Source organism: Cobetia sp. 5-11-6-3 (assembly GCF_013374055.1).
GTDB classification, from domain to species: domain Bacteria; phylum Pseudomonadota; class Gammaproteobacteria; order Pseudomonadales; family Halomonadaceae; genus Cobetia; species Cobetia marina.
In genome coordinates, this window is the sequence record NZ_BLWJ01000005.1 from 301,264 (window position 1) to 324,085 (window position 22,822).

Below are 22,822 nucleotides of genomic sequence, written 5' to 3' on the forward strand. Positions count from 1 at the left end.
CAGTGTATATGGCTTTTTATACAGCACGCTCCGTCGGCCTTCAATCCATGCCGGACTCAGCTGGCAGAAAAGCCGCATCGAAGGCTTGAGAAGCCGAGTGCCGGCCCCATATAAAGGCCCTGACACTCATCGTCGGCAGCAATGGCGCGGCCTTGCTGCCCTACAGGCAACTCATGGCCTGTCTTCAGGGGCTTGCCTTCGTCGTCTCGAGGCAGGCTCCGCAGGCCACGAACAGGGCAATGGCGCACAGACGTCGGCCCGCAGGAGAACAGCATGGCTCAGGATCCGCAGACCCCGATGGATGAAGAACTTCAGCGTGCCGCTCGCGACGCCGAGCCGCAGCCGGAAACTCCGGAAGGCGAAGTGATTGAAGACATACTGGATGCCACCGATGTCGCCGCCGAAAGCGAAGGTGAGCTGATCGACAATCCGGAAGCCGAGATGCTGGCCGCTCAGGTCGAGGAACTCGAGCAGGCGGTGAAGGAGGCGAAGGACCAGGCGCTGCGTTCAGCTGCCGAGGCGCAGAACGCGCGCCGTCGCGCCGAGCAGGATGCCGAGAAGGCTCGCAAGTTCGCGCTGGAGAAGTTCGTCAAGGAAATGCTGCCGGTGGTGGACTCGCTCGAGAAGGCGCTTGAGTCCATGAGCGACGACGAGGCAGCCAAGGCACATGTCGAAGGTATCGAGATGACCTTGAAAATGCAGCTGGATGCCCTGAACAAGTCAGGCGTCGAGCAGCTGGACCCCCACGGCGAGCCCTTCGACCCGGAATACCATCAGGCGGTCGCCATGGTGCCATCTCCGGATGCCGAGCCGAACAGCGTCATCGACGTGATGCAGAAGGGCTACACCCTCAATGGTCGCCTGGTGCGTCCGGCGATGGTCGCGGTCAGCAAGGCCAACTGAGGCCCTGCGGGGTCGAGTGGCCATGAGGGCATGTGTCGTGATGGCACATGCCCGCCCTGCGGGGCTTCAAGGAGGATCAGGGCGGCAAAAAATGCCAGCACACCCTTGAAAGCCTGACGCGCGACCCCACTTATTGAAGCAAGTTCAGGTGCCGACACAAGGTACCGACAACCAGACTCATCTTTCAGGCTAGCAACAGATTCGAGGTATACGATTATGGGACGCATCATCGGTATTGACTTGGGTACTACCAACTCCTGTGTGGCAGTGCTCGACGGCGACAAGACCAAGGTCATCGAAAACGCTGAAGGTGGCCGCACCACGCCGTCCATCATCGCCTACACCGACGACAACGAGATCCTTGTCGGTCAGTCGGCCAAGCGTCAGGCAGTGACCAACCCGGAGAACACCCTGTTCGCGGTCAAGCGTCTGATCGGTCGCAAGTTCAAGGATGATGTCGTCCAGAAAGACATCAAGATGGTGCCGTACAAGATCGTCGAAGCCGACAATGGCGATGCCTGGGTCCAGGTGAAGGACAAGAAGATGGCGCCGCCGCAGATCAGTGCGGAAATCCTCAAGAAGATGAAGAAGACCGCGGAAGACTACCTCGGTGAAGAAGTCACCGAAGCGGTCATCACCGTGCCGGCCTACTTCAACGACTCCCAGCGTCAGGCGACCAAGGACGCCGGCCGCATCGCGGGTCTCGAGGTCAAGCGCATCATCAACGAGCCGACTGCCGCGGCACTCGCCTACGGCATGGACAAGTCTCGTGGTGACAAGACCATCGCGGTCTACGACCTGGGTGGCGGTACCTTCGATATCTCCATCATCGAAGTCGCGGACGTCGACGGTGAGACCCAGTTCGAAGTGCTCGCCACCAACGGTGACACCTTCCTGGGCGGTGAAGATTTCGACATGCATCTGATCAACTACCTCGTTGACCAGTTCAAGTCCGACAGCGGCATCGACCTGTCCGGCGACAATCTCGCCATGCAGCGTCTGAAGGAAGCTGCCGAGAAGGCCAAGATCGAGCTGTCCAGCGCTCAGCAGACCGACGTGAACCTGCCGTACATCACCGCAGACAACACCGGTCCGAAGCACCTGAACGTCAAGGTGACCCGTTCCAAGCTCGAGTCGCTGGTTGATGAGCTGGTCGCTCGCTCCCTGAAGCCGTGCCAGACCGCTCTGGCCGATGCCGGCCTGTCCGCTTCCGAGATCGACGATGTCATCCTGGTCGGTGGTCAGACTCGCATGCCGCTGGTGCAGTCCAAGGTCGCTGAATTCTTCGGCAAAGAAGCGCGCAAGGACGTCAACCCGGATGAAGCGGTCGCCGTCGGCGCCGGTATCCAGGGCGGCGTGCTGGGTGGCGACGTCAAGGACGTGCTGCTGCTGGACGTGACGCCGCTGACGCTGGGCATCGAGACCATGGGTGGCGTGCTGACTCCGTTGATCGAGAAGAACACCACCATCCCGACCAAGAAGTCTCAGGTGTTCTCCACCGCTGACGACAACCAGGGCGCGGTGACCATCCACGTCCTGCAGGGTGAGCGCAAGCAGGCGGCACAGAACAAGTCCCTGGGTCGTTTCGACCTGGCCGACATTCCGCCGGCCCCGCGTGGTGTGCCGCAGATCGAAGTCGCCTTCGATCTGGATGCCAACGGTATCCTGAACGTGTCCGCCAAGGACAAGGCCACCGGCAAGGAACAGTCCATCGTCATCAAGTCTTCCGGCGGCCTGTCCGACGAAGAGATCGAACAGATGGTGCGTGACGCGGAAGCCAACGCCGACGAGGACAAGAAGTTCGAGGAAATGGTCCAGCTGCGCAATCAGGCCGATGGCATGATCCACGCGACCAGAAAGACCCTGACCGAAGCCGGTGACAAGGCCGAGGCCAGCGAGAAGGAAGCCATCGAGACGGCGATCTCCGAGCTGGAAGAAGCCCTGAAAGGCGACGACAAGGACGCGATCCAGGCCAAGCTGGATGCGCTGACCGAAGCCTCCGGCAACCTGGCGCAGAAGATGTACGCCGAGCAGGGTGCCCAGGGTGAGCAGGCTGGCGACGGTCAGGCTGACAAGAAGCAAGACGACGACGTGGTTGACGCCGAGTACGAGGAAGTCAACGACGACAAGAAGTCCTGAGGGATCTCTTGAACGACGTCTGATGACAGCGCGGGAGCCTTGCGAAGGTGTCCCGCGTTGTCGTTTGCACCGGTAGCGTATCGCGTGGGCGCACGCTGTCGGTGACAGCCGATATCCCAGAACAGACAGGCAGCCTTGGGCTGCCAGCAATCCAGGCGGACCTGATCCATGTCCAAGCGTGATTATTACGAAGTGCTTGGTGTCGAGCGTGGCGCCGACACCAAGGACATCAAGAAGGCGTACCGACGCCTGGCTCAGAAGCATCACCCTGACCGCAATCCGGATGACGAGGCCTCGGCGGAGAAGTTCCGCGAAGTGTCAGAAGCCTATGAAGTGCTGTCCGATGCGGACAAGCGCGCGGCCTATGACCAGTTCGGTCATGCCGGTGTCGACGGCCAGGGCGGCGGTGGCTTCGGCGGCGGTGGCTTTGGTGGTGGTGCCGGTGGCTTCGGCGACGTGTTCGGCGATGTCTTCGGTGACATCTTCGGTGGCGGCGGTGGTCGTCGCAACCCGAACGCTCCACAGCGTGGCAGCGACCTGCGCTACAACCTTGATCTCGATCTGGAATCGGCGGTCGCCGGTACCACGGTCGACATCCGCGTGCCGCGTCTAGCTGCCTGTGGTCACTGTGATGGTGACGGCGCCGAGCCGGGTTCCACCAAGGAAACCTGCCCGACCTGCAACGGCATGGGCAAGGTGCGCATGCAGCAGGGCTTCTTCGCGGTCGAGCAGGCATGTCCGACCTGCCACGGGCGTGGCGAGAAGATCAGCGTACCGTGCCGCAAGTGTCACGGCGAAGGCCGCGTGCAGGAATCCAAGACCCTCTCGGTCAAGATTCCGCCGGGCGTCGACACCGGTGACCGTATCCGCCTGAACGGCGAAGGCGAGGGCGGTGTCAACGGCGGGCCGTCAGGTGATCTGTATGTCCAGGTCAATCTGCGCGAGCACGAGATCTTCAAGCGTGATGGGCGTCACCTGCAGTGTGAAGTGCCGATCAGCTTCGTGGATGCAGCGCTCGGTGGTGAGCTCAACGTCCCGACGCTGGATGGTCGTGTCGTGCTCAAGATTCCGGCCGAGACCCAGACGGGCAAGTTGTTCCGACTGCGCGGCAAGGGCGTCAAGCCGGTGCGTGGTGGCCCTGCCGGCGATCTGCTGTGCAAGGTGGTCATCGAGACACCTGTCAGCCTGAACGAAGAGCAGAAGGAGCTGCTGCGCCAGTTCCAGCAGAGTCTTGGCGATACCGGCAAGAGCCACTCGCCGAAGGAGAACAGCTTCTTCGATGGCGTGAAGAAGTTCTTCGAGGACATGAAGCCCTAGGCTGCGTCTTCGTTCTCCTCCGCGCTGGCGGATGCGCAACGCGAAAGCCCCACCCCGATGACTCGGGTGTGGGGCTTTTTCATTGTAGGGCTCGCCTGACATGTCATCAGCGATGCGCTGTCAGGCGATGTTTCACTCTTGAGAGGCTGGCGTGAAGGCCTCGGGCTCGATCACCGCGAAACAGCTCAGCAGCGTGGTCTGGAAGCTGCTGAAGTTGTCATCCGAGACCATCAGGAAGCGATTGCCCTCCAGGTGCGTGAGCCCTTCGAAGTTGTCCAGTGACCACCCCTCGCCACTCGACAGGCGGGCAAGGGTGCGGACCTCGACAGTCGTCCCCGGCTCTCCCAGATGCGCGCGACGCAGGCTGATGACCAGCGGATAGGGCGGCGAGAAGGCGCGCTCCAGCATCAGGATGTCCCCGTCCGGCAGCATCTCCATGGCGGTCAGGCTCGAGCCCGTGTCGCTGGCCAGTGGATAGCGCCATTCCTGCTTGCCATCCAGCGTGAACAGGCGCGTGGTGCCTTCGTCCATGCCCTCCGGGGTGGCTTCCAGACCGGCGAGCAGGCCGTACTCGGGGTGCAGGGTCAGCGCCTCCATGCCGTTGTTGGGGGCGGCACCGCGTACGCCCACGGGGGTGGCGGGTTCGCTGATCGCCAGTCCGCTGGGCAGGAAGTGCTCGACTCGGGGTTGCTGCTCGAAGCTGATGACCAGACGGGTATCACCGCGCCGGCCGTTGTGGTCCTTCAGCAGCTGCATGCCTTCGGCATCGCTCAGGGCGCCTTGCAGGGAGATGTCGGTCTCGTCGCGCAGCGTATAGGTCTTGAGTGCCTTGGCACCGACCAGCTCCCCATGGCGGAAGGCCAGACGCAGGCGGTGCAGCCAGCCTCGGTCCGACACGGCGTACAGCAGGGATTCATCCTTGTCCCAGCCGATATCGGACAGGCCGCCGACGGGGGTGCCATCCAGCCACTTGCCTGGCAGCTTGAGGGTGCCGCACCACTGGATCTCCGGCAGCTGGCTCATCTGCTCCGGCGAGGCCAGCGAGTAGGGGCGCGGGTGAACGCCACAGGCACTCAGCAGGCCGGCAACTGCCGTGGCAAGGGTCGCGAGGCGCAGCAGGCGCCAATGGCGAATGGCATAACGATGAAGTAGCGACATGCTGACTCCGGGAACTGAGCGGTGAAGAGGGAGTGGCGTGGACAGGCAGGAACTCAGTCTCCCGCTACTCTAGCGCGTAACGGGGGCAAATACATGACGTCAGCCAACGCTGCAGGCGGCTGATATACTCGCGGGGACAGCACAGGTGGCACACCCTCATCATCGCCGTGGGGTGGCTGCCCTCAAGACCCACAACAGGCAGGAGTCAGCATGACCCGTATCGCAATCATGGGCGTCGCCGGACGCATGGGACGCACGTTGGTCGAGGCCGTCGGTGCCGTGGAAGGCCTGACGCTGACAGCGGGCATCGTCGAGGCCGGTAGCTCCCTGGCAGGTGCCGACATCGGCGAGCTGGCGGGGCAGGGGCGTCTGGGTGTGGTCGCCAGTGACAGTCTGGCCGCCGTGGTGGATGACGTCGATGTCGTGATCGATTTCACCGCGCCGCAGGTGACGCTGGCCAATCTGGCGCTGTGTGCCGAGCACGGCAAGCGCATGGTCATCGGCACGACCGGTTTCAGCCCGGAGCAGCTCGAGCAACTGGATGGCTATCGCGACAGCGTGCCCTTCGTGTTTGCCGCCAACATGAGCTCCGGCGTCAATCTGACGCTGAAGCTGCTGGAAACGGCAGCCCAGGCACTGGGGGATGCAGGGTATGACATCGAGATCATCGAGGCGCACCACCGCCACAAGGTCGATGCCCCCTCCGGCACGGCACTGGCGATGGGCGAGGCGGTGGCACATGCCATCGGTCGTGATCTCGAGACCCACGGTGTCTTTGCACGCGAAGGTCAGTGTGGTCCGCGTACCGACAAGGAAATCGGCTTCGCCACCGTGCGTGCCGGTGACATCGTCGGCGAGCATACCGTGATGTTCGCCACCGAAGGCGAGCGCATCGAGATCACCCACAAGGCCTCAAGCCGCATGACCTTCGCCAAGGGTGCGGCGCGTGCCGCCGAGTGGCTGTCAGCGCGTGGCGTCGGACGCTACGACATGCAGGACGTGCTGGGTCTCAAGTGATGTTCCGTCGGGGGCTCGGGTCGAGAACGCGTCCCGGGCACTCGATATACCGCGTTCGAGTGGCTTCCGGGCGCATCGCGGAAGCTGTCACTGCCGACAGGATATTGTCGGTCGGCGGTGATGGATGTCGCACCTTGCGGCGGGAAATGTTCCTGGCAGGTGATTCAGGGGGCAGGCTCGCGATCACCCCCGATGCTCCACAAGCTGACCGCTGTGACGAAACGACCGTATGGTGGGCACTGCCGCCCGCTCGCGGTGCAGTCATGGGGTGGTCAGCACCGCAGGATTCGGGTAATCTCTACCCAATTTGGCCGCACTCTTGGGGCCGCTGTGACAAGCAATATTCCGAAGAATGATAACAAGCGGGATGAAGCCTGATTTTTCGGTTTCGTCCCGCTTTTTTGCAGCCTGAATTTGCCGCTTCCGGCGAGCGCTCCTCACATGGGGAAGGCGCGTGGGAAGAGTGGCAGCGGGACCCAGACTCGGCGTCAGTCGAGTACGACAATCAAGCAGCATGTCCGGTGTTCGACCGCGGATTCCGGGCAGGAAAGTGGACACTTAGGGGAGGACGTTGCGTTGATCAAACCCGCGATACTGGCCTTGGAAGACGGCAGTGTATTTCACGGCAGCGCCATCGGCGCTGATGGGCAGACCAGTGGCGAGGTGGTGTTCAACACTGCCATGACCGGCTACCAGGAAATCCTGACCGATCCCTCCTACACCCGACAGATCGTCACTCTGACGTATCCGCACATCGGCAATACCGGCATCAACGACGAGGACAACGAGTCCGATCATGTCGCGGCCGCCGGCCTGGTCATCCGCGACCTCCCGCTGCTGGCCAGCAACTTCCGCTCCACTCGCTCTCTCGATCAGTACCTGCGTGACGAGAATGTCGTCGGCATCGCGGATATCGACACGCGTCGTTTGACGCGCATCCTGCGCGAGAAGGGCTCGCTGAACGGCGCCATTCTCGCCGGTGAGGATGCTCAGGGAGATGACGCCGTCGAGCGTGCGCTGGAAGCCGCTCGTGCCTTCCCGGGCCTCAAGGGCATGGACCTGGCCAAGGAAGTCTCCTGCCGCGAGTCATTCGAGTGGCACGAAGGCGAATGGACCCTGGGAGAAGGCTACGCCGACACCCGTGAGTCAGAGCGCCCCTTCCACGTGGTCGCCTACGACTACGGCGTCAAGCACAACATCCTGCGCATGCTGGCCTCGCGTGGCTGCCGTCTGACCGTCGTGCCGGCGCAGACGCCTGCCGCCGAGGTGCTGGCGCTCAACCCGGATGGCATCTTCCTGTCCAACGGTCCGGGCGACCCCGAACCCTGCGACTACGCCATCACCGCGATTCGTGAAGTGCTCGAGACCGAGACGCCGGTCTTCGGCATCTGCCTCGGTCACCAGCTGCTGGCCCTGGCCTCCGGTGCGAGCACGGTCAAGATGGGCCACGGTCACCATGGTGCCAACCACCCGGTGCAGGATCTTGACAGTGGTGTGGTGATGATCACCAGTCAGAATCACGGCTTCGCGGTGGATGAAGCCGGTATGCCGAGCCATCTGCGCGCGACCCACAAGTCGCTGTTCGATGGCAGTCTGCAGGGCATCGAGCGCACCGACCGTCCGGCCTTCAGCTTCCAGGGTCACCCGGAAGCCAGCCCCGGCCCGCAGGACGTCGCCCCGCTGTTCGATCGTTTCATTGAGATGATGCGCGCGCGACGCTGAGCCGAGCGCAGGCCCGAGGGCCTGATCCATCGTTGAGTTCAGTCACCAGATCATTGCGGGAAGAGACATGCCGAAACGTACAGACCTGAAAAGCATCCTGATCATCGGCGCCGGCCCCATCGTCATCGGCCAGGCGTGCGAGTTCGACTATTCCGGCGCACAGGCCTGCAAGGCCCTGCGTGAAGAGGGTTACCGGGTCATCCTGGTCAACTCCAACCCGGCCACCATCATGACCGACCCGGTGATGGCCGACGCGACCTACATCGAGCCGATCACCTGGGAGACCGTGGCGCGCATCATCGAGAAGGAGCGTCCGGACGCCATCCTGCCGACCATGGGTGGCCAGACCGCACTGAACTGTGCACTGGCCCTGGAGCGCGAAGGCGTGCTCGAGAAATTCGGCGTCGAGATGATCGGTGCCAACGCCGATACCATCGACAAGGCCGAAGACCGTGATCGCTTCGACAAGGCGATGAAGAAGATCGGCCTGGCGTGCCCGAAGGCCAAGGTCGCACACTCCATGGAAGAGGCCTGGGAAATCCAGGCCGAGCTGGGCTTCCCGTCCATCATCCGTCCCAGCTTCACCATGGGCGGTTCCGGCGGCGGCGTGGCGTACAACCGTGAAGAATTCGAAGAGATCTGCCATCGCGGTTTCGAGCTGTCGCCGACCCGTGAGCTGTTGATCGACGAATCGCTGCTGGGCTGGAAGGAATACGAGATGGAGGTCGTTCGTGACAAGAACGACAACTGCATCATCGTGTGTGCCATCGAGAACTTCGACCCGATGGGCGTGCATACCGGTGACTCCATCACTGTCGCCCCGGCACAGACCCTGACCGACAAGGAATACCAGCTGATGCGTGATGCATCGCTGGCCGTCCTGCGCGAGATCGGTGTCGAGACCGGTGGCTCCAACGTCCAGTTCGGCATCTGCCCGGACACCGGTCGCATGGTCGTGATCGAGATGAACCCGCGCGTGTCGCGCTCCTCTGCACTGGCCTCCAAGGCGACCGGTTTCCCGATCGCCAAGATCGCCGCCAAGCTGGCCATCGGGTATACCCTGGACGAGCTGCAGAACGACATCACCGGTGGCAAGACGCCGGCGTCCTTCGAGCCGTCCATCGACTATGTCGTCACCAAGATTCCGCGCTTCACCTTCGAGAAGTTCCCGCAGGCCAATGACCGTCTGACCACGCAGATGAAGTCGGTCGGCGAAGTCATGGCCATCGGTCGTACCTTCCAGGAATCCCTGCAGAAGGCACTGCGTGGCATGGAGACCGGTGTCGATGGTCTCGATCCCATCGTGGCCGACTACGGCGACGAGAACATGGCGCGCATCAAGGGCGAGCTGCAGGCCGCCGGTGCCGAGCGTATCTTCTACATCGCCGACGCCATGCGTGCCGGCCTTGGCATCGAAGAGATCTTCCGTCTCACCAACATCGACCGCTGGTACCTGGTGCAGCTGGCCGACCTGATCGCTCAGGAAGGCGAAGTGGCGGCAAGTTCTCTGGGTGAGATGGATGCCAATCGTCTGTTCCGTCTCAAGCGCAAGGGCTTCAGTGATGCCCGTCTGGCGCGCCTGATGGGCGTGTCCGAGAAGGCCTTCCGCAAGCATCGTCAGCAGCAGGGCATCCGCCCGGTCTACAAGCGTGTCGATACCTGTGCCGCGGAGTTCGCTTCCGACACCGCCTACATGTACTCCACCTACGAGGAGGAGTGTGAGGCCGAGGTCAGCGACAAGAAGAAGATCATGGTGCTGGGCGGTGGTCCGAACCGCATCGGTCAGGGTATCGAGTTCGACTACTGCTGCGTCCACGCCTCCCTCGCCATGCGCGCGGACGGCTACGAGACCATCATGGTCAACTGCAACCCGGAAACCGTGTCCACCGACTACGACACCTCCGATCGCCTCTACTTCGAGCCGGTGACGCTGGAAGACGTGCTGGAGATCGCCGACAAGGAACGGCCTGTCGGTGTCATCGTCCAGTTCGGCGGTCAGACGCCGCTGAAGCTGGCCCGTGAGCTCGAGGCCGCCGGTGTGCCGATCATCGGTACCACGCCGGACGCCATCGATCGCGCCGAAGACCGCGAACGTTTCCAGCAGATGATCGAGAAGCTCGGTCTCATCCAGCCGGAAAACGCCACCGCACGCAGCTTCGAGGAGGCCTTCGTCAAGGCCGAAACCATCGGCTACCCGCTGGTGGTGCGTCCGAGCTACGTGCTGGGCGGCCGCGCGATGGAAATCGTCTACTCCGCCTCCGAGCTCGAGAACTACATGACCCACGCGGTCAAGGTCTCCAATGACTCGCCGGTGCTGCTGGACCACTTCCTGAATGCCGCCATCGAGGTCGACATCGACGCGGTGTCCGACGGCAAGCAGGTCGTGATCGGCGCCATCATGCAGCACATCGAGCAGGCTGGTATCCACTCCGGTGACTCGGCGTGCGCCCTGCCGCCGTACTCGCTGCCGGCAGACGTCCAGGAAGAGATGCGTGAGCAGGTCAAGCGCATGGCGCTGGAGCTCAACGTCGTCGGTCTGATGAACGTTCAGCTGGCCTGGCAGGATGGCGTGATCTACGTCATCGAGGTCAACCCGCGTGCCTCGCGTACCGTGCCGTTCGTCTCCAAGTGCATCGGCCAGTCGCTGGCGCAGATCGCCGCGCGTTGCATGGCCGGCCAGACCCTGGAAGAGATCGGTTTCACCCAGGAAATCGTGCCGACCTTCTATAGCGTCAAGGAAGCGGTGCTGCCGTTCGCCAAGTTCCCGGGTGTCGATCCGATCCTGTCACCGGAAATGAAGTCCACCGGTGAAGTGATGGGCTCTGGCGATACCTTCGCCGAGGCCTTCTACAAGGCGCAGCTGGGCGCCGGGGAAGCCATCCCGACATTGACGGGCGATCGCAAGGCGTTCCTGTCCGTGCGCGAGTTCGACAAGGCGGGCGTTATCGAGGTGGCCCGCTCTCTGGTAACATTGGGCTTTACGCTTTGTGCTACCCGTGGCACGGCAGAGGTGATTGCCGCTGCCGGGCTCGAGGTTGAACCCGTCAACAAGGTGTTCGAGGGGCGGCCGCATATCGTCGACATGATCAAGAACGGCGAGATCGCCTACATCGTCAACACCACTGAGGGACGTCAGGCCATCAATGACTCGTCCGTGATTCGCCGCACTGCGCTGGCGCACAAGGTGCCCTATGCCACGACGCTGGCGGGTGCCAATGCCGTGTGCATGGCGCTCGAGTACGGAAACGATGTCAAGGTCCGTCGTCTCCAGGATCTGCATGCAGGAGTCATGATATGAGTAGAAGTCCGATGACCGTCGAGGGCGAAGATCGCCTGCGCAAGGAGCTCGAGCACCTCAAGGGCACGGAACGCCCCAAGGTCATCGCTGACATCGCGGAAGCACGTGAGCACGGCGATCTCAAGGAGAACGCCGAGTATCACGCCGCGCGTGAGCAACAGGGTTTCATCGAGGGGCGTATCCAGGAGATTGAAGCCAAGCTCTCGATGTCCCAGGTCATCGATGTCACCAAGCTGCCCAAGACAGGCAAGGTGATCTTCGGTACCACGGTTGATCTGATGAACCTCGATGACGACAGCGAAGTGCGCTATCGCATCGTGGGTGAGGATGAGGCCAGCATCAAGGACGGCAAGATCTCCGTTACCTCACCGATCGCGCGTGCGCTGATCGGCAAGGAAGAAGGGGATGTCGTGGTCGTGCGTACCCCGGGTGGCGATGTGGAGTATGAAATCTCCGAAGTGCATCACATCTGAAGCACGTCACATCTGAAGAGCATCGCCTCTGATTCGTCAGATCCTGATGTCGTGACAGCCCTGCCGGTCATCCCGGCAGGGCTGTTTTTTTTGCCTGCGGGCACGAAATCCTTCAGGGAGGGAGTAATGGAAGTACAGGGAAGTCAGCCGGAAAAGCGCATCATGGCAACCTCCATGGTGGCCATCTTCATGGTGCTCGGGTTCATGCTGTTCGGGGTGGCATATGTGGTCTCCCAGTCGTTTGCCTATCGGTACACCGGGGACTCGGCGCTGTTGACGCCGTCATTGGTCCTGGGGAGTGCCCTGTTGGCGAGGGGAGTTTTCCACTTGGTGGTGCCGCTGGCGCACTTCGGCAATCAGTCGCTTTATCTGCGGCCGTCACCACTCATGGGGTGTCGCAAGATCGAGTATGAGCTGATCGAGGGTTTCACCTTCGACAAGAAGACGCTGGTCATCAAGTATCGTGATGCCGGCAGCGGTGAGGGGGAGTCCAGACAGACGACACTCAAGCGTCATCAGGTCACCCAGCGGGCGCTGGACGACATCACCTTTGAGCTGAATCAGCGCGTCAGGTCGTGATTGTCAGTCACAGAAAACAGAAACGCCACCCTCGATGAGGGCGGCGTTTCTGTCTGCGGCAGGCGTGGCGTGCGAGGTGAGCCTCGTCAGGCCTGGGCCCGGCGGCTTACTTCTCGCTGAAGCGCTGTACGTTGGACAGCTTCGGCTTGGCCTGCGGGTTGCGGCGATACAGCAGGGCGATCTTGCCGATGCTCTGGATCAGGGTCGCGCCGGTTTCGCTGCACAGGTGGCGAGCCACCTCGCCACGGGCTTCGCGATCATTGATCGCCAGCTTCAGCTTGATCAGTTCGTGATCGTGCAGTGCGCGCTCGAGTTCGGTCACGACGCCGTCGGAAAGGCCGTTTTCCGAGACGGTGACGATCGGGTCAAGATGGTGCCCGATGCTGCGAAATGCTTTCTTTTGTGACTGTGACAAGCTCATGGTATCGTAAAGTTTCCCTGTTGGCGTCCGATGGGAGCGGGGAGCGTAGCGAAAGACAGGGTCGACTCCAGGGCTTGAAATCCAGGGGTGTGAACCCGTCTGTTGCGCAGGCAATGTCTGTGCCCGCGGGCGGAACCGCGCGCAGGACCCGCCATTCTACTCCATGACGACGCTCATGACACGACCCGTGCGCAAGCTTGCCACGCCTTTCGTGTCGTCGTTATCCCCCCGCACCATCTCCCGCCAGTATTCGATTTCCCCCGACATTCCAGGTGACAACGTGGCTCACCCCAGCAAGAGCAGCGCTGGCTGGATGAAGGAACACTTTGATGACGCCTATGTCCAGCGCAGCTGGGCCGATGGCTATCGTTCCCGTGCCAGCTACAAACTGATTGAAATCGATGACAAGGACCGCCTGCTCAAGCCGGGCGCTACCGTCATCGACCTAGGTGCCGCCCCCGGTGGCTGGAGCCAGATCGCCGCGGATCGCGTCGGCATGGAAGGCGTGGTCATCGCCTCCGACATCCTTGAGATGGACGCCCTGGCCGGTGTTGATTTCATCCAGGGTGACTTCACCGAAGAGGCCGTGCTGAACCAGATTCTGGCCACCTTGGGGGATCGCCCGGTGGATCTCGTGATCTCCGACATGGCACCCAACATGAGCGGCATGAGCGCGATAGATCAGCCTGCCGGCATGTATCTGGTCGAGCTGGCGCTGGATCTGGCGCGCCAGACGCTCAAGCCGGGTGGCAACTTTCTGGTCAAGGTCTTCCAGGGAGAGGGCTTCGATGCCTACCTGAAGGACATGCGTGGCAGCTTCAACAAGGTCGTCACGCGCAAGCCGGAAGCGTCGCGCGCCCGCTCGCGCGAGGTCTATCTGCTTGGGCAGGGGTTCAAGGGCTGACGTTGCCCTCGATGCCAGGCGATCCCGATTTCTGCCCCGGGCGGCGACTTCATCACCGGTTAAGGCGGCCGATGGCATACTTGGTCAGGCTGGAATCATTGTGCCTCGGTCGAAGTCGTTGTATCTCTGATATAGGCCGACTATCGGCTGAATAGTCCGGTGCCGGCCTTTAAGCAATGGTTGCCGGCCCCCATCTGGTGTAGTGTCGATAGCATTGGGCCTTGAGCACGGAGGGCCGGTAACAGGTTGATGAGATGCCAAGGTCGCATCATCATCGATCGGCAAGCAGAACAACGCAGGCAAGCTTTGAGTGACTCGGTAGGCAAGGCGGCGTGTTGCGTCGTTTGATACCCCGCAGGCACGATCAGATAGCATGGCAGGCCACCACAAGACGGCAGTCGGAGTATTCACGGCATGCCAAGACAGATTCATGCAATGAGGGTGTCCCCTTGAACGACATGGCGAAGAACCTGATTCTCTGGTTGATCATCGCGGCAGTGCTGCTGACGGTGTTCAACAACTTCAGCGTCGATACCTCGCCGCAGGCGATGAACTATTCACAGTTCGTCCAGCAGGTGCAGAACGACCGGATCAAGAGTGTGACCATCGATGGCTACACCATCGAGGGTGAGCGGGCCGACGGCTCCAGCTTTACCACCATCCGGCCGGCGGCGTCCGATCCCAAGCTGATGGATGACCTGCTCTCCAACAAGGTGGAGGTCATCGGCAAGAAGCCTGAGCAGCAGTCGCTGTGGACACGTCTGTTGATTGCCAGCTTCCCGATTCTGATCATCCTGGCCATCTTCATGTTCTTCATGCGCCAGATGCAGGGTGGTGGTGCCGGCAAGGGTGGCCCGATGAGCTTCGGCAAGTCGAAGGCCAAGCTGCTGAGCCAGGATCAGATCAAGACCACCTTCAGCGACGTCGCGGGCTGTGACGAAGCGAAGGAAGAGGTCGAGGAACTGGTCGACTTCCTCAAGGACCCCAGCAAGTTCCAGCGTCTTGGCGGTCAGATTCCGCGTGGCGTACTGATGGTGGGTCCGCCGGGTACCGGCAAGACCCTGCTCGCCAAGGCGATTGCCGGCGAGGCCAAGGTGCCGTTCTTCAGCATCTCCGGTTCTGACTTCGTCGAGATGTTCGTCGGTGTCGGTGCCTCCCGTGTGCGTGACATGTTCGAGCAGGCCAAGAAGCAGGCGCCGTGCATCATCTTCATCGATGAGATCGACGCCGTCGGCCGCCACCGTGGCTCCGGCATGGGCGGTGGTCACGATGAGCGCGAGCAGACCCTGAACCAGCTGCTGGTCGAGATGGATGGCTTCGAAGCGAATGACGGCATCATCGTCATCGCCGCGACCAACCGTCCAGACGTGCTTGACCCCGCATTGCTGCGCCCGGGCCGTTTCGATCGCCAGGTCATGGTAGGCCTGCCGGACATTCGTGGCCGCGAGCATATCCTCGGCGTTCACCTGCGCAAGGTGCCGATGGGCGACGATGTGGTGCCGGTCAATATCGCACGGGGTACGCCGGGCTTCTCTGGTGCCGATCTGGCCAACCTGGTCAATGAAGCGGCCCTGTTCGCTGCACGTCGCAACAAGCGTCTGGTCGGCATGGAAGAGCTCGAGCTGGCCAAGGACAAGATCATGATGGGCGCCGAGCGCAAATCGATGGTCATGTCCGAGAAGGAGAAGCGCAACACGGCCTATCACGAGTCCGGTCACGCCATCATCGGTCTGGTGATGCCAGAGCATGATCCGGTCTACAAGGTCTCGATCATTCCGCGTGGCCGTGCGCTGGGTGTGACGATGTTCCTGCCGGAAGAGGATCGCTACAGCTATTCCCGCCAGCAGATCATCAGTCAGATCTGCTCGCTGTTCGGCGGTCGTATCGCCGAAGAGATGACGCTGGGGCCGAATGGTGTCACCACCGGGGCTTCCAACGATATCAAGCGTGCCACCGAGCTTGCCCACAACATGGTCGCCAAATGGGGTCTCTCCAGTGAAATGGGCCCGATCATGTACGATGAGGACGAGTCTCACCAGTTCCTCGGCGGTCCGGGTCAGGGCGGCGGCAAGCTGAAGTCGGGCGACACCACCTCACGTCTCGACAAGGAAGTGCGTCGTATCATCGACGAGTGCTACGCCAAGGCGCAGCAGATCCTTGAGGAGAATCGCGACAAGCTGGATGCGATGACCGAGGCGCTGATGACCTACGAGACCATCGATGCCGAGCAGCTGGCCGACATCATGGCAGGGCGCACTCCGCGTCCGCCCAAGGACTGGGGTGGCCCGGCCGGTGGTGGTGACAGTGGTCTCGTCGCACCGGTGGCCGACACGCCGAAAGCTGAGACGCCTGAGGCCCCCGGGTCAGACGGTGATGACGCAGACACTGACGACGGTGAGGAAGATACGCGCCGCCGTCCGTCAGATCCGCTGGGTGGTCCAAGCGGTCACTGAGCCATGAATCAGCCATCATCGCGCTGACTCTCACAACGCCCGAGCGGACATTCCGCTCGGGCGTTGTCGTTTTCGGGGCAGACATTCGCGGCGCCCTGGATGCCCGGAGGCGGCTGATGGCGGGGGATGCCATCCGCGATCAGGCGTCGGGGTGAGCCGGGTAAGTGTGGGTGAGGCGGTGTGACTCACTATCCTGCGCGGCGCGGCTCAGGTTCCTGATCCTGATCAGATGATTTGCCTGGGCAGATGGCGTTGCCATCTGCTGACGCCCCATGTGGCGGCCGTTCGACGCCTTGCGCGGCCGATGAGGCCTCTTTAAAGTGGGTGCCCGATTCCTTCTCCGGCAGCCATGATGTTCGTCCTGGCTGCCCGTTTTCTGCATGGGTGATCATGTCGACTTACGCTGATTCACTGCCACGCGAGCCCGTGGTGGGCCATTCAATGGCGCTTGACTGCGGTGGACATACGCTTGACCTGTCACGCCCGCGTGTCATGGGGATTCTCAATGTGACCCCGGACTCCTTCTCGGATGGTGGGCGCAGCGCGACCCTGGATGCCGCGCTGCGCCATGCCGAGCGGATGCTGGCCGATGGCGCCGCCATCATCGACGTGGGCGGTGAGTCGACCCGCCCGGGGGCGAGCCCTGTCAGTGCGGATGAGGAGCTGGCACGTGTCTGTCCGGTCGTCGAGCGGCTGGTGAGCGAGCTGGGGGCGCTGGTGAGCGTCGATACCAGTACCCCGGAGGTGATGCAGGAAACGGCGCGTCTCGGGGCTGGCATGATCAATGACGTGCGTGCATTGCGTCGTGAGGGCGCCCTTGAGGCGGCCGCGCGCAGCGGCCTGCCGGTGTGCCTGATGCACATGCGTGGCGAGCCGGACACCATGCAGCAGGATACCGCCTATGCGCAGTCGATCGAGGATGAGGTCAGTGACTTTCTAGCCGAGCGCATCACCGTCTGTGAGGCCGCAGGGATCGAGCGTTCGCGTCTGTTGCTGGACCCCGGCTTCGGCTTCGGCAAGTCCCTGCAAGACAATCTGCGTCTGTATCACCGCATGGCGCAGCTGCACGAATTCACCCTCCCGCTGCTGATCGGCACCTCTCGCAAGAGCATGATCGGCAATGCGCTCGGGCGCGCGGTAGAGGATAGACTGGCTGGCAATCTGGCGCTGACGGCACTTGCCGTCCGTGAAGGTGCCCGATTGCTACGCGTTCACGACGTGGCCCCGACTGTCGATGCTGTCGACATGACGTGGGCCGTGCTACAGGAAGGCACGATACGATGAGTCGACGTTATTTTGGTACGGATGGTATTCGCGGCACGGTCGGTGAATTCCCGATCACGCCAGACTTCATGCTCAAGCTGGGCTGGGCGGCCGGGCGTGTCTTTGCACGCCATGGCCGCGGCAAGGTACTGATCGGCAAGGACACGCGCATCTCGGGGTACATGTTCGAGTCGGCGCTCGAGTCCGGTCTTTCTGCCGCAGGCGTGGATGTCTCCCTGCTGGGGCCGATGCCGACACCGGGCATCGCCTATCTGACGCGGACCTTCCGCGCGGATGCCGGTATCGTGATCTCGGCCTCGCACAATGCCTATCCGGACAATGGCATCAAGTTCTTCTCCGCGGCCGGCACCAAGCTGGATGATGCGCTGGAAGCCGAGATCGAGGCCGAGCTGGATCGCGATATCGAGATCGTCGGGCCGGATAGCCTCGGCAAGGCCTCGCGCATCCAGGATGCCGCCGGCCGTTACATTGAATTCTGCAAGTCGACCCTGCCGGGCCGTCTGGGCCTGCATGGCATGAAAGTGGTGCTGGATTGCGCGCATGGCGCGACCTACCACATCGCGCCGAATGTCTTCCGTGAGCTGGGCGCCAAGGTCAGCGTCATCGGTGGCGAGCCGGATGGTCTGAACATCAACCAGGATGTCGGCTCCACCAACCCGCAGGCACTGCGGGCGGCCGTGATCGAGCAGGGCGCCGATCTTGGCGTGGCCTTCGATGGCGACGGGGACCGTCTGATCCTGGTCGATGCCGATGGCCGGGTCATCGATGGCGATGACATCCTCTACATGATCGCGCGGGATCGTCACGAGCGTGGGGTGCTGGGGGGCGGTGTCGTCGGTACGTTGATGTCCAACTTCGGTCTGGCGGCAGCACTGGAAGGTCTGGGAATTCCCTTCGAGCGTGCCAAGGTCGGTGACCGCTACGTCATCGAGCGTCTGGAAGCCAATGGCTGGCAGTTGGGGGGGGAATCCTCCGGTCACATCGTCTGCAGCCATATCCAGAGCACCGGCGATGGCATCGTCTCCGCGCTGCAGGTGCTGGCGATCATGGCGCGTGAGGAATGTTCTCTCAGTGAGTTGCTGGTCGGTTTCGAGAAGGCGCCGCAGGCGTTGATCAACGTGCGTCTGACTCCGGGCTGTGACAATCAGGCGCTGATAGCGGCGGATGCCGTCCAGGCCGCGGTAGCGGAAGTGGAAGAGACGCTGGGCAGCGAAGGTCGCGTGCTGTTGCGTCCCAGTGGTACCGAGCCACTGATCCGTGTCATGGTCGAGGGGCGGCCGCACTTCGATGTGCAGGCACTGGCCCGTCAGATCGCCTCGGCGGTCGAGGCCAGCATGCAGGCTCGCTGATATCACCCGCGGTCATCAGAATCGACGACAGGCGCCCAGTGCGCCTGTCGTCGATTCTGGACGTCATGAAAGGCCCGGTCGAGCGTGCCTGCAGGGCTTGACAGTTCGCGATGAGGTTGTCAGTCAGGGGCCGCTCCATTACCATCCTCGCACTGCTCATAAGGGAGAAGCACATGCGTACACCGCTGATTGCCGGTAACTGGAAGATGAATGGCGATCTTGCCCTGATCGACGAGTTCGCCGACGCACTGGGGGCCGCAGCGCTGCCCCAGGGGGTTCAGGTGGCGTTGGCATTGCCTTTCCCTTATCTGAGCGCTGCGCGTGAGCGGCTGCCGGCGACGGTCCTGCTGGGCGCCCAGACGTTGAACCCGGCGGAATCAGGCGCCTTCACTGGTGAGGTGGCAGGCAGCATGCTCAAGGATGTGGGCATGACGCTGGTGCTGGTCGGGCACTCCGAGCGTCGCAGCCTGTATGGCGAGGACGATGCTGCCGTGCTTGCACGAGTCAATGCGGCTCTCGCGTCAGGCCTCACGCCGGTACTGTGCATCGGTGAGACACTGGAAGAGCGTGAAGCCGGTGAGTCGGAGCGTGTCGTGCTGGGTCAGCTGGAGGCCGTGTTCTCCGAGCTGTCCGCTGAGGCGCGTGCCCGTCTTGTCGTGGCCTATGAGCCGGTCTGGGCGATCGGTACCGGCCGCACGGCATCGCCTGAGCAGGCGCAAGCCATGCACGCCGCTATCCGTGCACGCCTGGGCGAGTGGTCCGCGTCTCTCGCGGATGCCATGCAATTGCTGTACGGCGGTAGCATGAAAGCTGCCAATGCCGCCGAGCTGCTCGCGCAGCCGGATATCGACGGCGGCCTGGTGGGAGGTGCTTCTCTCCAGGTCGACGAATTCCTAGCCATTTGCCAGTCTGCAGGTTGAATCTCATGCAAGTAGCCGTTCTGATGGTCCATGTGGTACTCGCGGTCGCACTGATCGTGCTCGTCCTTCTCCAGCAGGGCAAGGGCGCCGAAGCTGGCGCTGCCTTCGGTGGTGGTGGTGCTTCCCAGACCGTTTTCGGGTCCAGCGGTAGTGGCAACTTCCTCGCGCGCTTCACCGGCGTGCTGGCAGCAGGCTTCTTCGCGACGTCCCTGACCCTGGCCTGGTTCGCCTCCAATGCCAACCAGACCTCCGTGGAAGCGGGCATCCCGAATGCCACCGTGATCGAGCAGCAGAAAAATTCACTGCCATCACTTGACGACTCCAGTGAAAGTGTGGAGAATACGTCGCCAGTGCTCGAGGAAAGCGGCAACGCAGACCAACCAGTACTCTAAGGAATTCAAGGCATTATCGTTTGAATTCTTCCGGGTAACGTCTCAGGCGATACCCGCCCCCGTGCCGAAGTGGTGGAATTGGTAGACACGCTATCTTGAGGGGGTAGTGACCTTATGGTCGTGGGGGTTCAAGTCCCCCCTTCGGCACCATCCTGTTAGATCGATTGGCAGTCTGGACGCAACTCTGCCACCTTTGAAAGACGTCATTCCTTGACCTCCTTTTACGGTGACATTACCATCGTCCGACTATTGTTGCGGGGTGGAGCAGTCTGGTAGCTCGTCGGGCTCATAACCCGAAGGTCATCGGTTCAAATCCGGTCCCCGCTACCAAGTTTCTTGAAAGGCCCCTTCCTATGAAGGGGCTTTTTGTTAGCACCAGTGCCAATCAGCCACCTAGCTCTCCTCTCTACTCCCGGTCAGGTGCCTGATGCAACTGCTGTAGGAGCCTCGTCTGTGTCAACCAAGGACGCTACGCTTAAAGCGCTTATCGATCCCGTCGTTTCTGCTCTGGGCTTCGAGCTCTGGGGTATCGACTATCTCTCCCAAGGCAAGCAGTCCCGTCTGGTGATCTATATCGACCATTCCGATGGCATTTCCGTGGATGACTGCGCAAGCGTCAGTCGTCAGGTTGGTGCCGTGCTGGATGTCGAGGACCCCATCACGGGCCAGTTCCAGCTTGAAGTTTCATCCCCAGGCATGGATCGTCCGCTGTTCACGCTTGATCAGTACGAGCGCTACATCGGTCATGTGGTGGCACTGCGACTGCGCCAGGCCTTCGATGGCCAGCGCAAGTACCAGGGGCTGGTGACTGGCACCGAAGACGGTGATGTCGTGATCCGGGTCGACGAAGAAGAATACTGCTTTCCGATCGAAAGCATCGACCAGGCACGCATTGTGCCGCAGTTCAAATAACTGACGTTGTCGGCACATTGCTCGCTTGGCGAGCTCGAGTCGATGCGCAAGGACAGGTTTCTGGCGAGGCAAAGTCATGAGCAAAGAGATTCTGCTGGTCGTTGACGCCATCTCCAATGAGAAGGGCGTGCCGCGGGATGTGATTTTCGAGGCCGTCGAGGCGGCACTGGCTTCGGCTTCACGCAAGCGTTTCGATCAGGAAGAGGCGGATATCCGCGTCAAGATCGATCGTGTCACCGGTGATTATGCGACCTTCCGTCGCTGGACCGTCGTGGAAGACGACGAGTTCGAGACGCCGGACTACGAGATCAAGGCCAGTATCGCCGAACAGCGCGAAGAGCCGCTGGCGCTGGGCGCCGTGGTCGAGCAGCAGATCGAGTCCGAAGCCTTCGGTCGTATCGCTGCCCAGACGGCCAAGCAGGTCATCGTGCAGAAGGTGCGCGAAGCCGAGCGTGCCGAAGTCGTTCGCCTGTACGCGGAGCGTGAAGGCGAGCTGGTTGCGGGGATCGTCAAGAAAACGACACGTGACGGCCTGATCATCGACCTGGGCGACAACGCCGAAGGCTTCCTGCCGCGCGGCGAGATGATCCATGGCGAGCGTTACCGCTTGAACGAGCGAGTACGCGCATTGCTCTGGAAGGTTGATACCGAGGCGCGTGGATCCCAGTTGATACTCTCGCGGACGCGTCCGGAGCTGATCATCGAACTGTTCAAGATCGAGGTGCCGGAAATCGCCGAGCAGCTGATCGAGATCAAGGGCGCGGCTCGCGATCCGGGCTCGCGGGCCAAGATTGCGGTCAAGAGCAATGACAAGCGCATCGACCCGATCGGTGCCTGTGTCGGCATGCGCGGCTCGCGTGTGCAGGCCGTGTCAAACGAACTGCGTAATGAACGCGTGGATATCATCCTGTGGGATGACAATCCTGCCCAGTTGGTCATCAACGCCATGGCACCGGCCGATGTCGGCTCCATTCTGGTCGACGAAGACACCCATTCCATGGATGTCGCTGTCGCCGCGGACAATCTGGCACAGGCCATTGGTCGTAGCGGTCAGAACGTGCGCCTGGCCAGTGAGCTGACAGGTTGGTCGCTCAATGTCATGACCGAGGCGGAAGCCGAGGGCAAGCGCGAGCAGGAAATCGACAGCTTTGTCGAATATTTCATCACTCATCTCGAGATTGAAGAGGATCTAGCCCGTGTCCTGGTGGACGAGGGCTTCACCTCACTCGAGGAAATCGCCTATGTCCCGCTCGAGGAAATGCTCGAGGTCGAGGGCTTTGACCAGGATCTGGTCGAGGAGCTGCGCGCTCGGGCCAAGGATGAACTGCTGAATCTCGCCATCGCCACTGAAGAGCAGCTGGACGGCGCACAGCCGGCCGAAGATCTGCTCAACATGGAAGGCATGGAGAGTCATCTGGCATACATCCTGGCCAGCAAGGGTATCGTCACCATGGAAGACCTTGCCGAGCAGGCCATCGATGATCTGAAAGACATCGAAGGCGTCGACGAAGAGCGAGCAGCGGCGTTGATCATGACCGCCCGCGCGCCCTGGTTCGCAAGCGAACAGTAACTAGGTCACGG

18 protein-coding genes and 2 tRNA genes are annotated in these 22,822 nt (G+C 61.9%); 18 read left to right on the forward strand and 2 right to left on the reverse strand.

Features of this window, described 5'->3' with window-relative positions:
- Positions 1 to 273: 273 nt before the first annotated feature.
- The 3 genes from grpE (at position 274) to dnaJ (ending at position 4,359) form a co-directional block, all read left to right on the forward strand.
- Positions 274 to 903: a nucleotide exchange factor GrpE gene (grpE, locus tag HXS66_RS11095; protein WP_077379514.1), complete on the forward strand. Its 630-nt coding sequence runs from the start codon at positions 274 to 276 to the stop codon at positions 901 to 903.
- Between the two features lie 216 nt (positions 904 to 1,119).
- A complete protein-coding gene (gene dnaK / locus HXS66_RS11100; RefSeq protein ID WP_077379512.1) occupies positions 1,120 to 3,042 on the forward strand; it encodes a molecular chaperone DnaK in 1,923 nt (640 codons plus the stop codon).
- A gap of 168 nt (positions 3,043 to 3,210) precedes the next feature.
- Positions 3,211 to 4,359 (forward strand): molecular chaperone DnaJ, encoded by a 1,149-nt coding sequence (gene dnaJ / locus HXS66_RS11105; protein WP_077379510.1) that lies wholly within the window; start codon positions 3,211 to 3,213, stop codon positions 4,357 to 4,359.
- Between the two features lie 132 nt (positions 4,360 to 4,491).
- On the opposite strand, the gene HXS66_RS11110 is transcribed toward dnaJ, so the two are convergent.
- Positions 4,492 to 5,517 carry an esterase-like activity of phytase family protein gene (locus HXS66_RS11110; protein ID WP_077379508.1) on the reverse strand — a complete coding sequence of 342 codons (1,026 nt, stop codon included), beginning with the start codon at positions 5,515 to 5,517 and terminating at the stop codon, positions 4,492 to 4,494.
- A gap of 210 nt (positions 5,518 to 5,727) precedes the next feature.
- Between HXS66_RS11110 and dapB the strand changes: the two genes are divergently transcribed.
- From dapB to HXS66_RS11135, 5 genes are all read left to right on the forward strand, one after another.
- Positions 5,728 to 6,534 carry a 4-hydroxy-tetrahydrodipicolinate reductase gene (gene dapB / locus HXS66_RS11115; protein WP_176503555.1) on the forward strand — a complete coding sequence of 269 codons (807 nt, stop codon included), beginning with the start codon at positions 5,728 to 5,730 and terminating at the stop codon, positions 6,532 to 6,534.
- Between the two features lie 576 nt (positions 6,535 to 7,110).
- Positions 7,111 to 8,256, forward strand: coding sequence for a glutamine-hydrolyzing carbamoyl-phosphate synthase small subunit (carA, locus tag HXS66_RS11120; RefSeq protein ID WP_174775661.1), 1,146 nt, complete (start codon positions 7,111 to 7,113; stop codon positions 8,254 to 8,256).
- Positions 8,257 to 8,323: 67 nt separating this feature from the next.
- Positions 8,324 to 11,554, forward strand: coding sequence for a carbamoyl-phosphate synthase large subunit (gene carB / locus HXS66_RS11125; RefSeq protein ID WP_176503556.1), 3,231 nt, complete (start codon positions 8,324 to 8,326; stop codon positions 11,552 to 11,554).
- The gene (greA, locus tag HXS66_RS11130) at positions 11,551 to 12,027 is read left to right on the forward strand and encodes a transcription elongation factor GreA (RefSeq protein ID WP_077379500.1); all 477 of its coding nucleotides are present in this window, start codon (positions 11,551 to 11,553) and stop codon (positions 12,025 to 12,027) included. Before carB ends, greA begins: the two co-directional genes overlap by 4 nt.
- Positions 12,028 to 12,153: 126 nt before the next feature.
- Positions 12,154 to 12,606: a hypothetical protein gene (locus tag HXS66_RS11135; RefSeq protein ID WP_176503557.1), complete on the forward strand. Its 453-nt coding sequence runs from the start codon at positions 12,154 to 12,156 to the stop codon at positions 12,604 to 12,606.
- Positions 12,607 to 12,712: 106 nt separating this feature from the next.
- Here HXS66_RS11135 and yhbY read toward each other — a convergent pair whose 3' ends face one another.
- On the reverse strand, positions 12,713 to 13,027 hold the full coding sequence (yhbY, locus tag HXS66_RS11140; protein ID WP_077379496.1) for a ribosome assembly RNA-binding protein YhbY: 315 nt from the start codon (positions 13,025 to 13,027) through the stop codon (positions 12,713 to 12,715).
- 175 nt (positions 13,028 to 13,202) lie between these two features.
- On the opposite strand from yhbY, the gene rlmE reads away from it, so the two are divergent.
- From rlmE to nusA, 10 genes are all read left to right on the forward strand, one after another.
- On the forward strand, positions 13,203 to 13,931 hold the full coding sequence (gene rlmE, locus HXS66_RS11145) for a 23S rRNA (uridine(2552)-2'-O)-methyltransferase RlmE (protein ID WP_084209486.1): 729 nt from the start codon (positions 13,203 to 13,205) through the stop codon (positions 13,929 to 13,931).
- 449 nt (positions 13,932 to 14,380) lie between these two features.
- Positions 14,381 to 16,384: an ATP-dependent zinc metalloprotease FtsH gene (gene ftsH, locus HXS66_RS11150; protein WP_176503558.1), complete on the forward strand. Its 2,004-nt coding sequence runs from the start codon at positions 14,381 to 14,383 to the stop codon at positions 16,382 to 16,384.
- Between the two features lie 390 nt (positions 16,385 to 16,774).
- Positions 16,775 to 17,668 carry a dihydropteroate synthase gene (gene folP, locus HXS66_RS11155; protein ID WP_255303210.1) on the forward strand — a complete coding sequence of 298 codons (894 nt, stop codon included), beginning with the start codon at positions 16,775 to 16,777 and terminating at the stop codon, positions 17,666 to 17,668.
- Entirely contained in the window at positions 17,665 to 19,017 is a 1,353-nt protein-coding gene (glmM, locus tag HXS66_RS11160) for a phosphoglucosamine mutase (RefSeq protein ID WP_176503559.1), read from the forward strand. The genes folP and glmM overlap by 4 nt, the downstream gene beginning before the upstream one ends.
- A gap of 173 nt (positions 19,018 to 19,190) precedes the next feature.
- On the forward strand, positions 19,191 to 19,937 hold the full coding sequence (gene tpiA / locus HXS66_RS11165; protein WP_136939438.1) for a triose-phosphate isomerase: 747 nt from the start codon (positions 19,191 to 19,193) through the stop codon (positions 19,935 to 19,937).
- A 5-nt stretch (positions 19,938 to 19,942) separates the two neighbouring features.
- Positions 19,943 to 20,329, forward strand: coding sequence for a preprotein translocase subunit SecG (gene secG / locus HXS66_RS11170; RefSeq protein ID WP_077379488.1), 387 nt, complete (start codon positions 19,943 to 19,945; stop codon positions 20,327 to 20,329).
- A 63-nt stretch (positions 20,330 to 20,392) separates the two neighbouring features.
- Positions 20,393 to 20,479, forward strand: a tRNA-Leu gene (locus HXS66_RS11175).
- A gap of 103 nt (positions 20,480 to 20,582) precedes the next feature.
- Positions 20,583 to 20,659, forward strand: a tRNA-Met gene (locus tag HXS66_RS11180).
- Between the two features lie 123 nt (positions 20,660 to 20,782).
- Positions 20,783 to 21,241 (forward strand): ribosome maturation factor RimP, encoded by a 459-nt coding sequence (gene rimP, locus HXS66_RS11185; RefSeq protein WP_077379486.1) that lies wholly within the window; start codon positions 20,783 to 20,785, stop codon positions 21,239 to 21,241.
- Positions 21,242 to 21,317: 76 nt separating this feature from the next.
- The gene (gene nusA, locus HXS66_RS11190; protein WP_077379484.1) at positions 21,318 to 22,811 is read left to right on the forward strand and encodes a transcription termination factor NusA; all 1,494 of its coding nucleotides are present in this window, start codon (positions 21,318 to 21,320) and stop codon (positions 22,809 to 22,811) included.
- The last annotated feature ends 11 nt before the right edge of the window (positions 22,812 to 22,822 follow it).

Bases quoted from the DNA above. Each gene is read 5' to 3' on its own strand.
- grpE (WP_077379514.1), top strand. From the start codon at position 274: ATGGCTCAGGATCCGCAGACCCCGATGGATGAAGAACTTCAGCGTGCC.
- dnaK (WP_077379512.1), top strand. From the start codon at position 1,120: ATGGGACGCATCATCGGTATTGACTTGGGTACTACCAACTCCTGTGTG.
- dnaJ (WP_077379510.1), top strand. From the start codon at position 3,211: ATGTCCAAGCGTGATTATTACGAAGTGCTTGGTGTCGAGCGTGGCGCC.
- HXS66_RS11110 (WP_077379508.1), bottom strand. From the start codon at position 5,517: ATGTCGCTACTTCATCGTTATGCCATTCGCCATTGGCGCCTGCTGCGC.
- dapB (WP_176503555.1), top strand. From the start codon at position 5,728: ATGACCCGTATCGCAATCATGGGCGTCGCCGGACGCATGGGACGCACG.
- carB (WP_176503556.1), top strand. From the start codon at position 8,324: ATGCCGAAACGTACAGACCTGAAAAGCATCCTGATCATCGGCGCCGGC.
- greA (WP_077379500.1), top strand. From the start codon at position 11,551: ATGAGTAGAAGTCCGATGACCGTCGAGGGCGAAGATCGCCTGCGCAAG.
- HXS66_RS11135 (WP_176503557.1), top strand. From the start codon at position 12,154: ATGGAAGTACAGGGAAGTCAGCCGGAAAAGCGCATCATGGCAACCTCC.
- yhbY (WP_077379496.1), bottom strand. From the start codon at position 13,027: ATGAGCTTGTCACAGTCACAAAAGAAAGCATTTCGCAGCATCGGGCAC.
- rlmE (WP_084209486.1), top strand. From the start codon at position 13,203: ATGACACGACCCGTGCGCAAGCTTGCCACGCCTTTCGTGTCGTCGTTA.
- folP (WP_255303210.1), top strand. From the start codon at position 16,775: ATGTCGACTTACGCTGATTCACTGCCACGCGAGCCCGTGGTGGGCCAT.
- glmM (WP_176503559.1), top strand. From the start codon at position 17,665: ATGAGTCGACGTTATTTTGGTACGGATGGTATTCGCGGCACGGTCGGT.
- tpiA (WP_136939438.1), top strand. From the start codon at position 19,191: ATGCGTACACCGCTGATTGCCGGTAACTGGAAGATGAATGGCGATCTT.
- secG (WP_077379488.1), top strand. From the start codon at position 19,943: ATGCAAGTAGCCGTTCTGATGGTCCATGTGGTACTCGCGGTCGCACTG.
- nusA (WP_077379484.1), top strand. From the start codon at position 21,318: ATGAGCAAAGAGATTCTGCTGGTCGTTGACGCCATCTCCAATGAGAAG.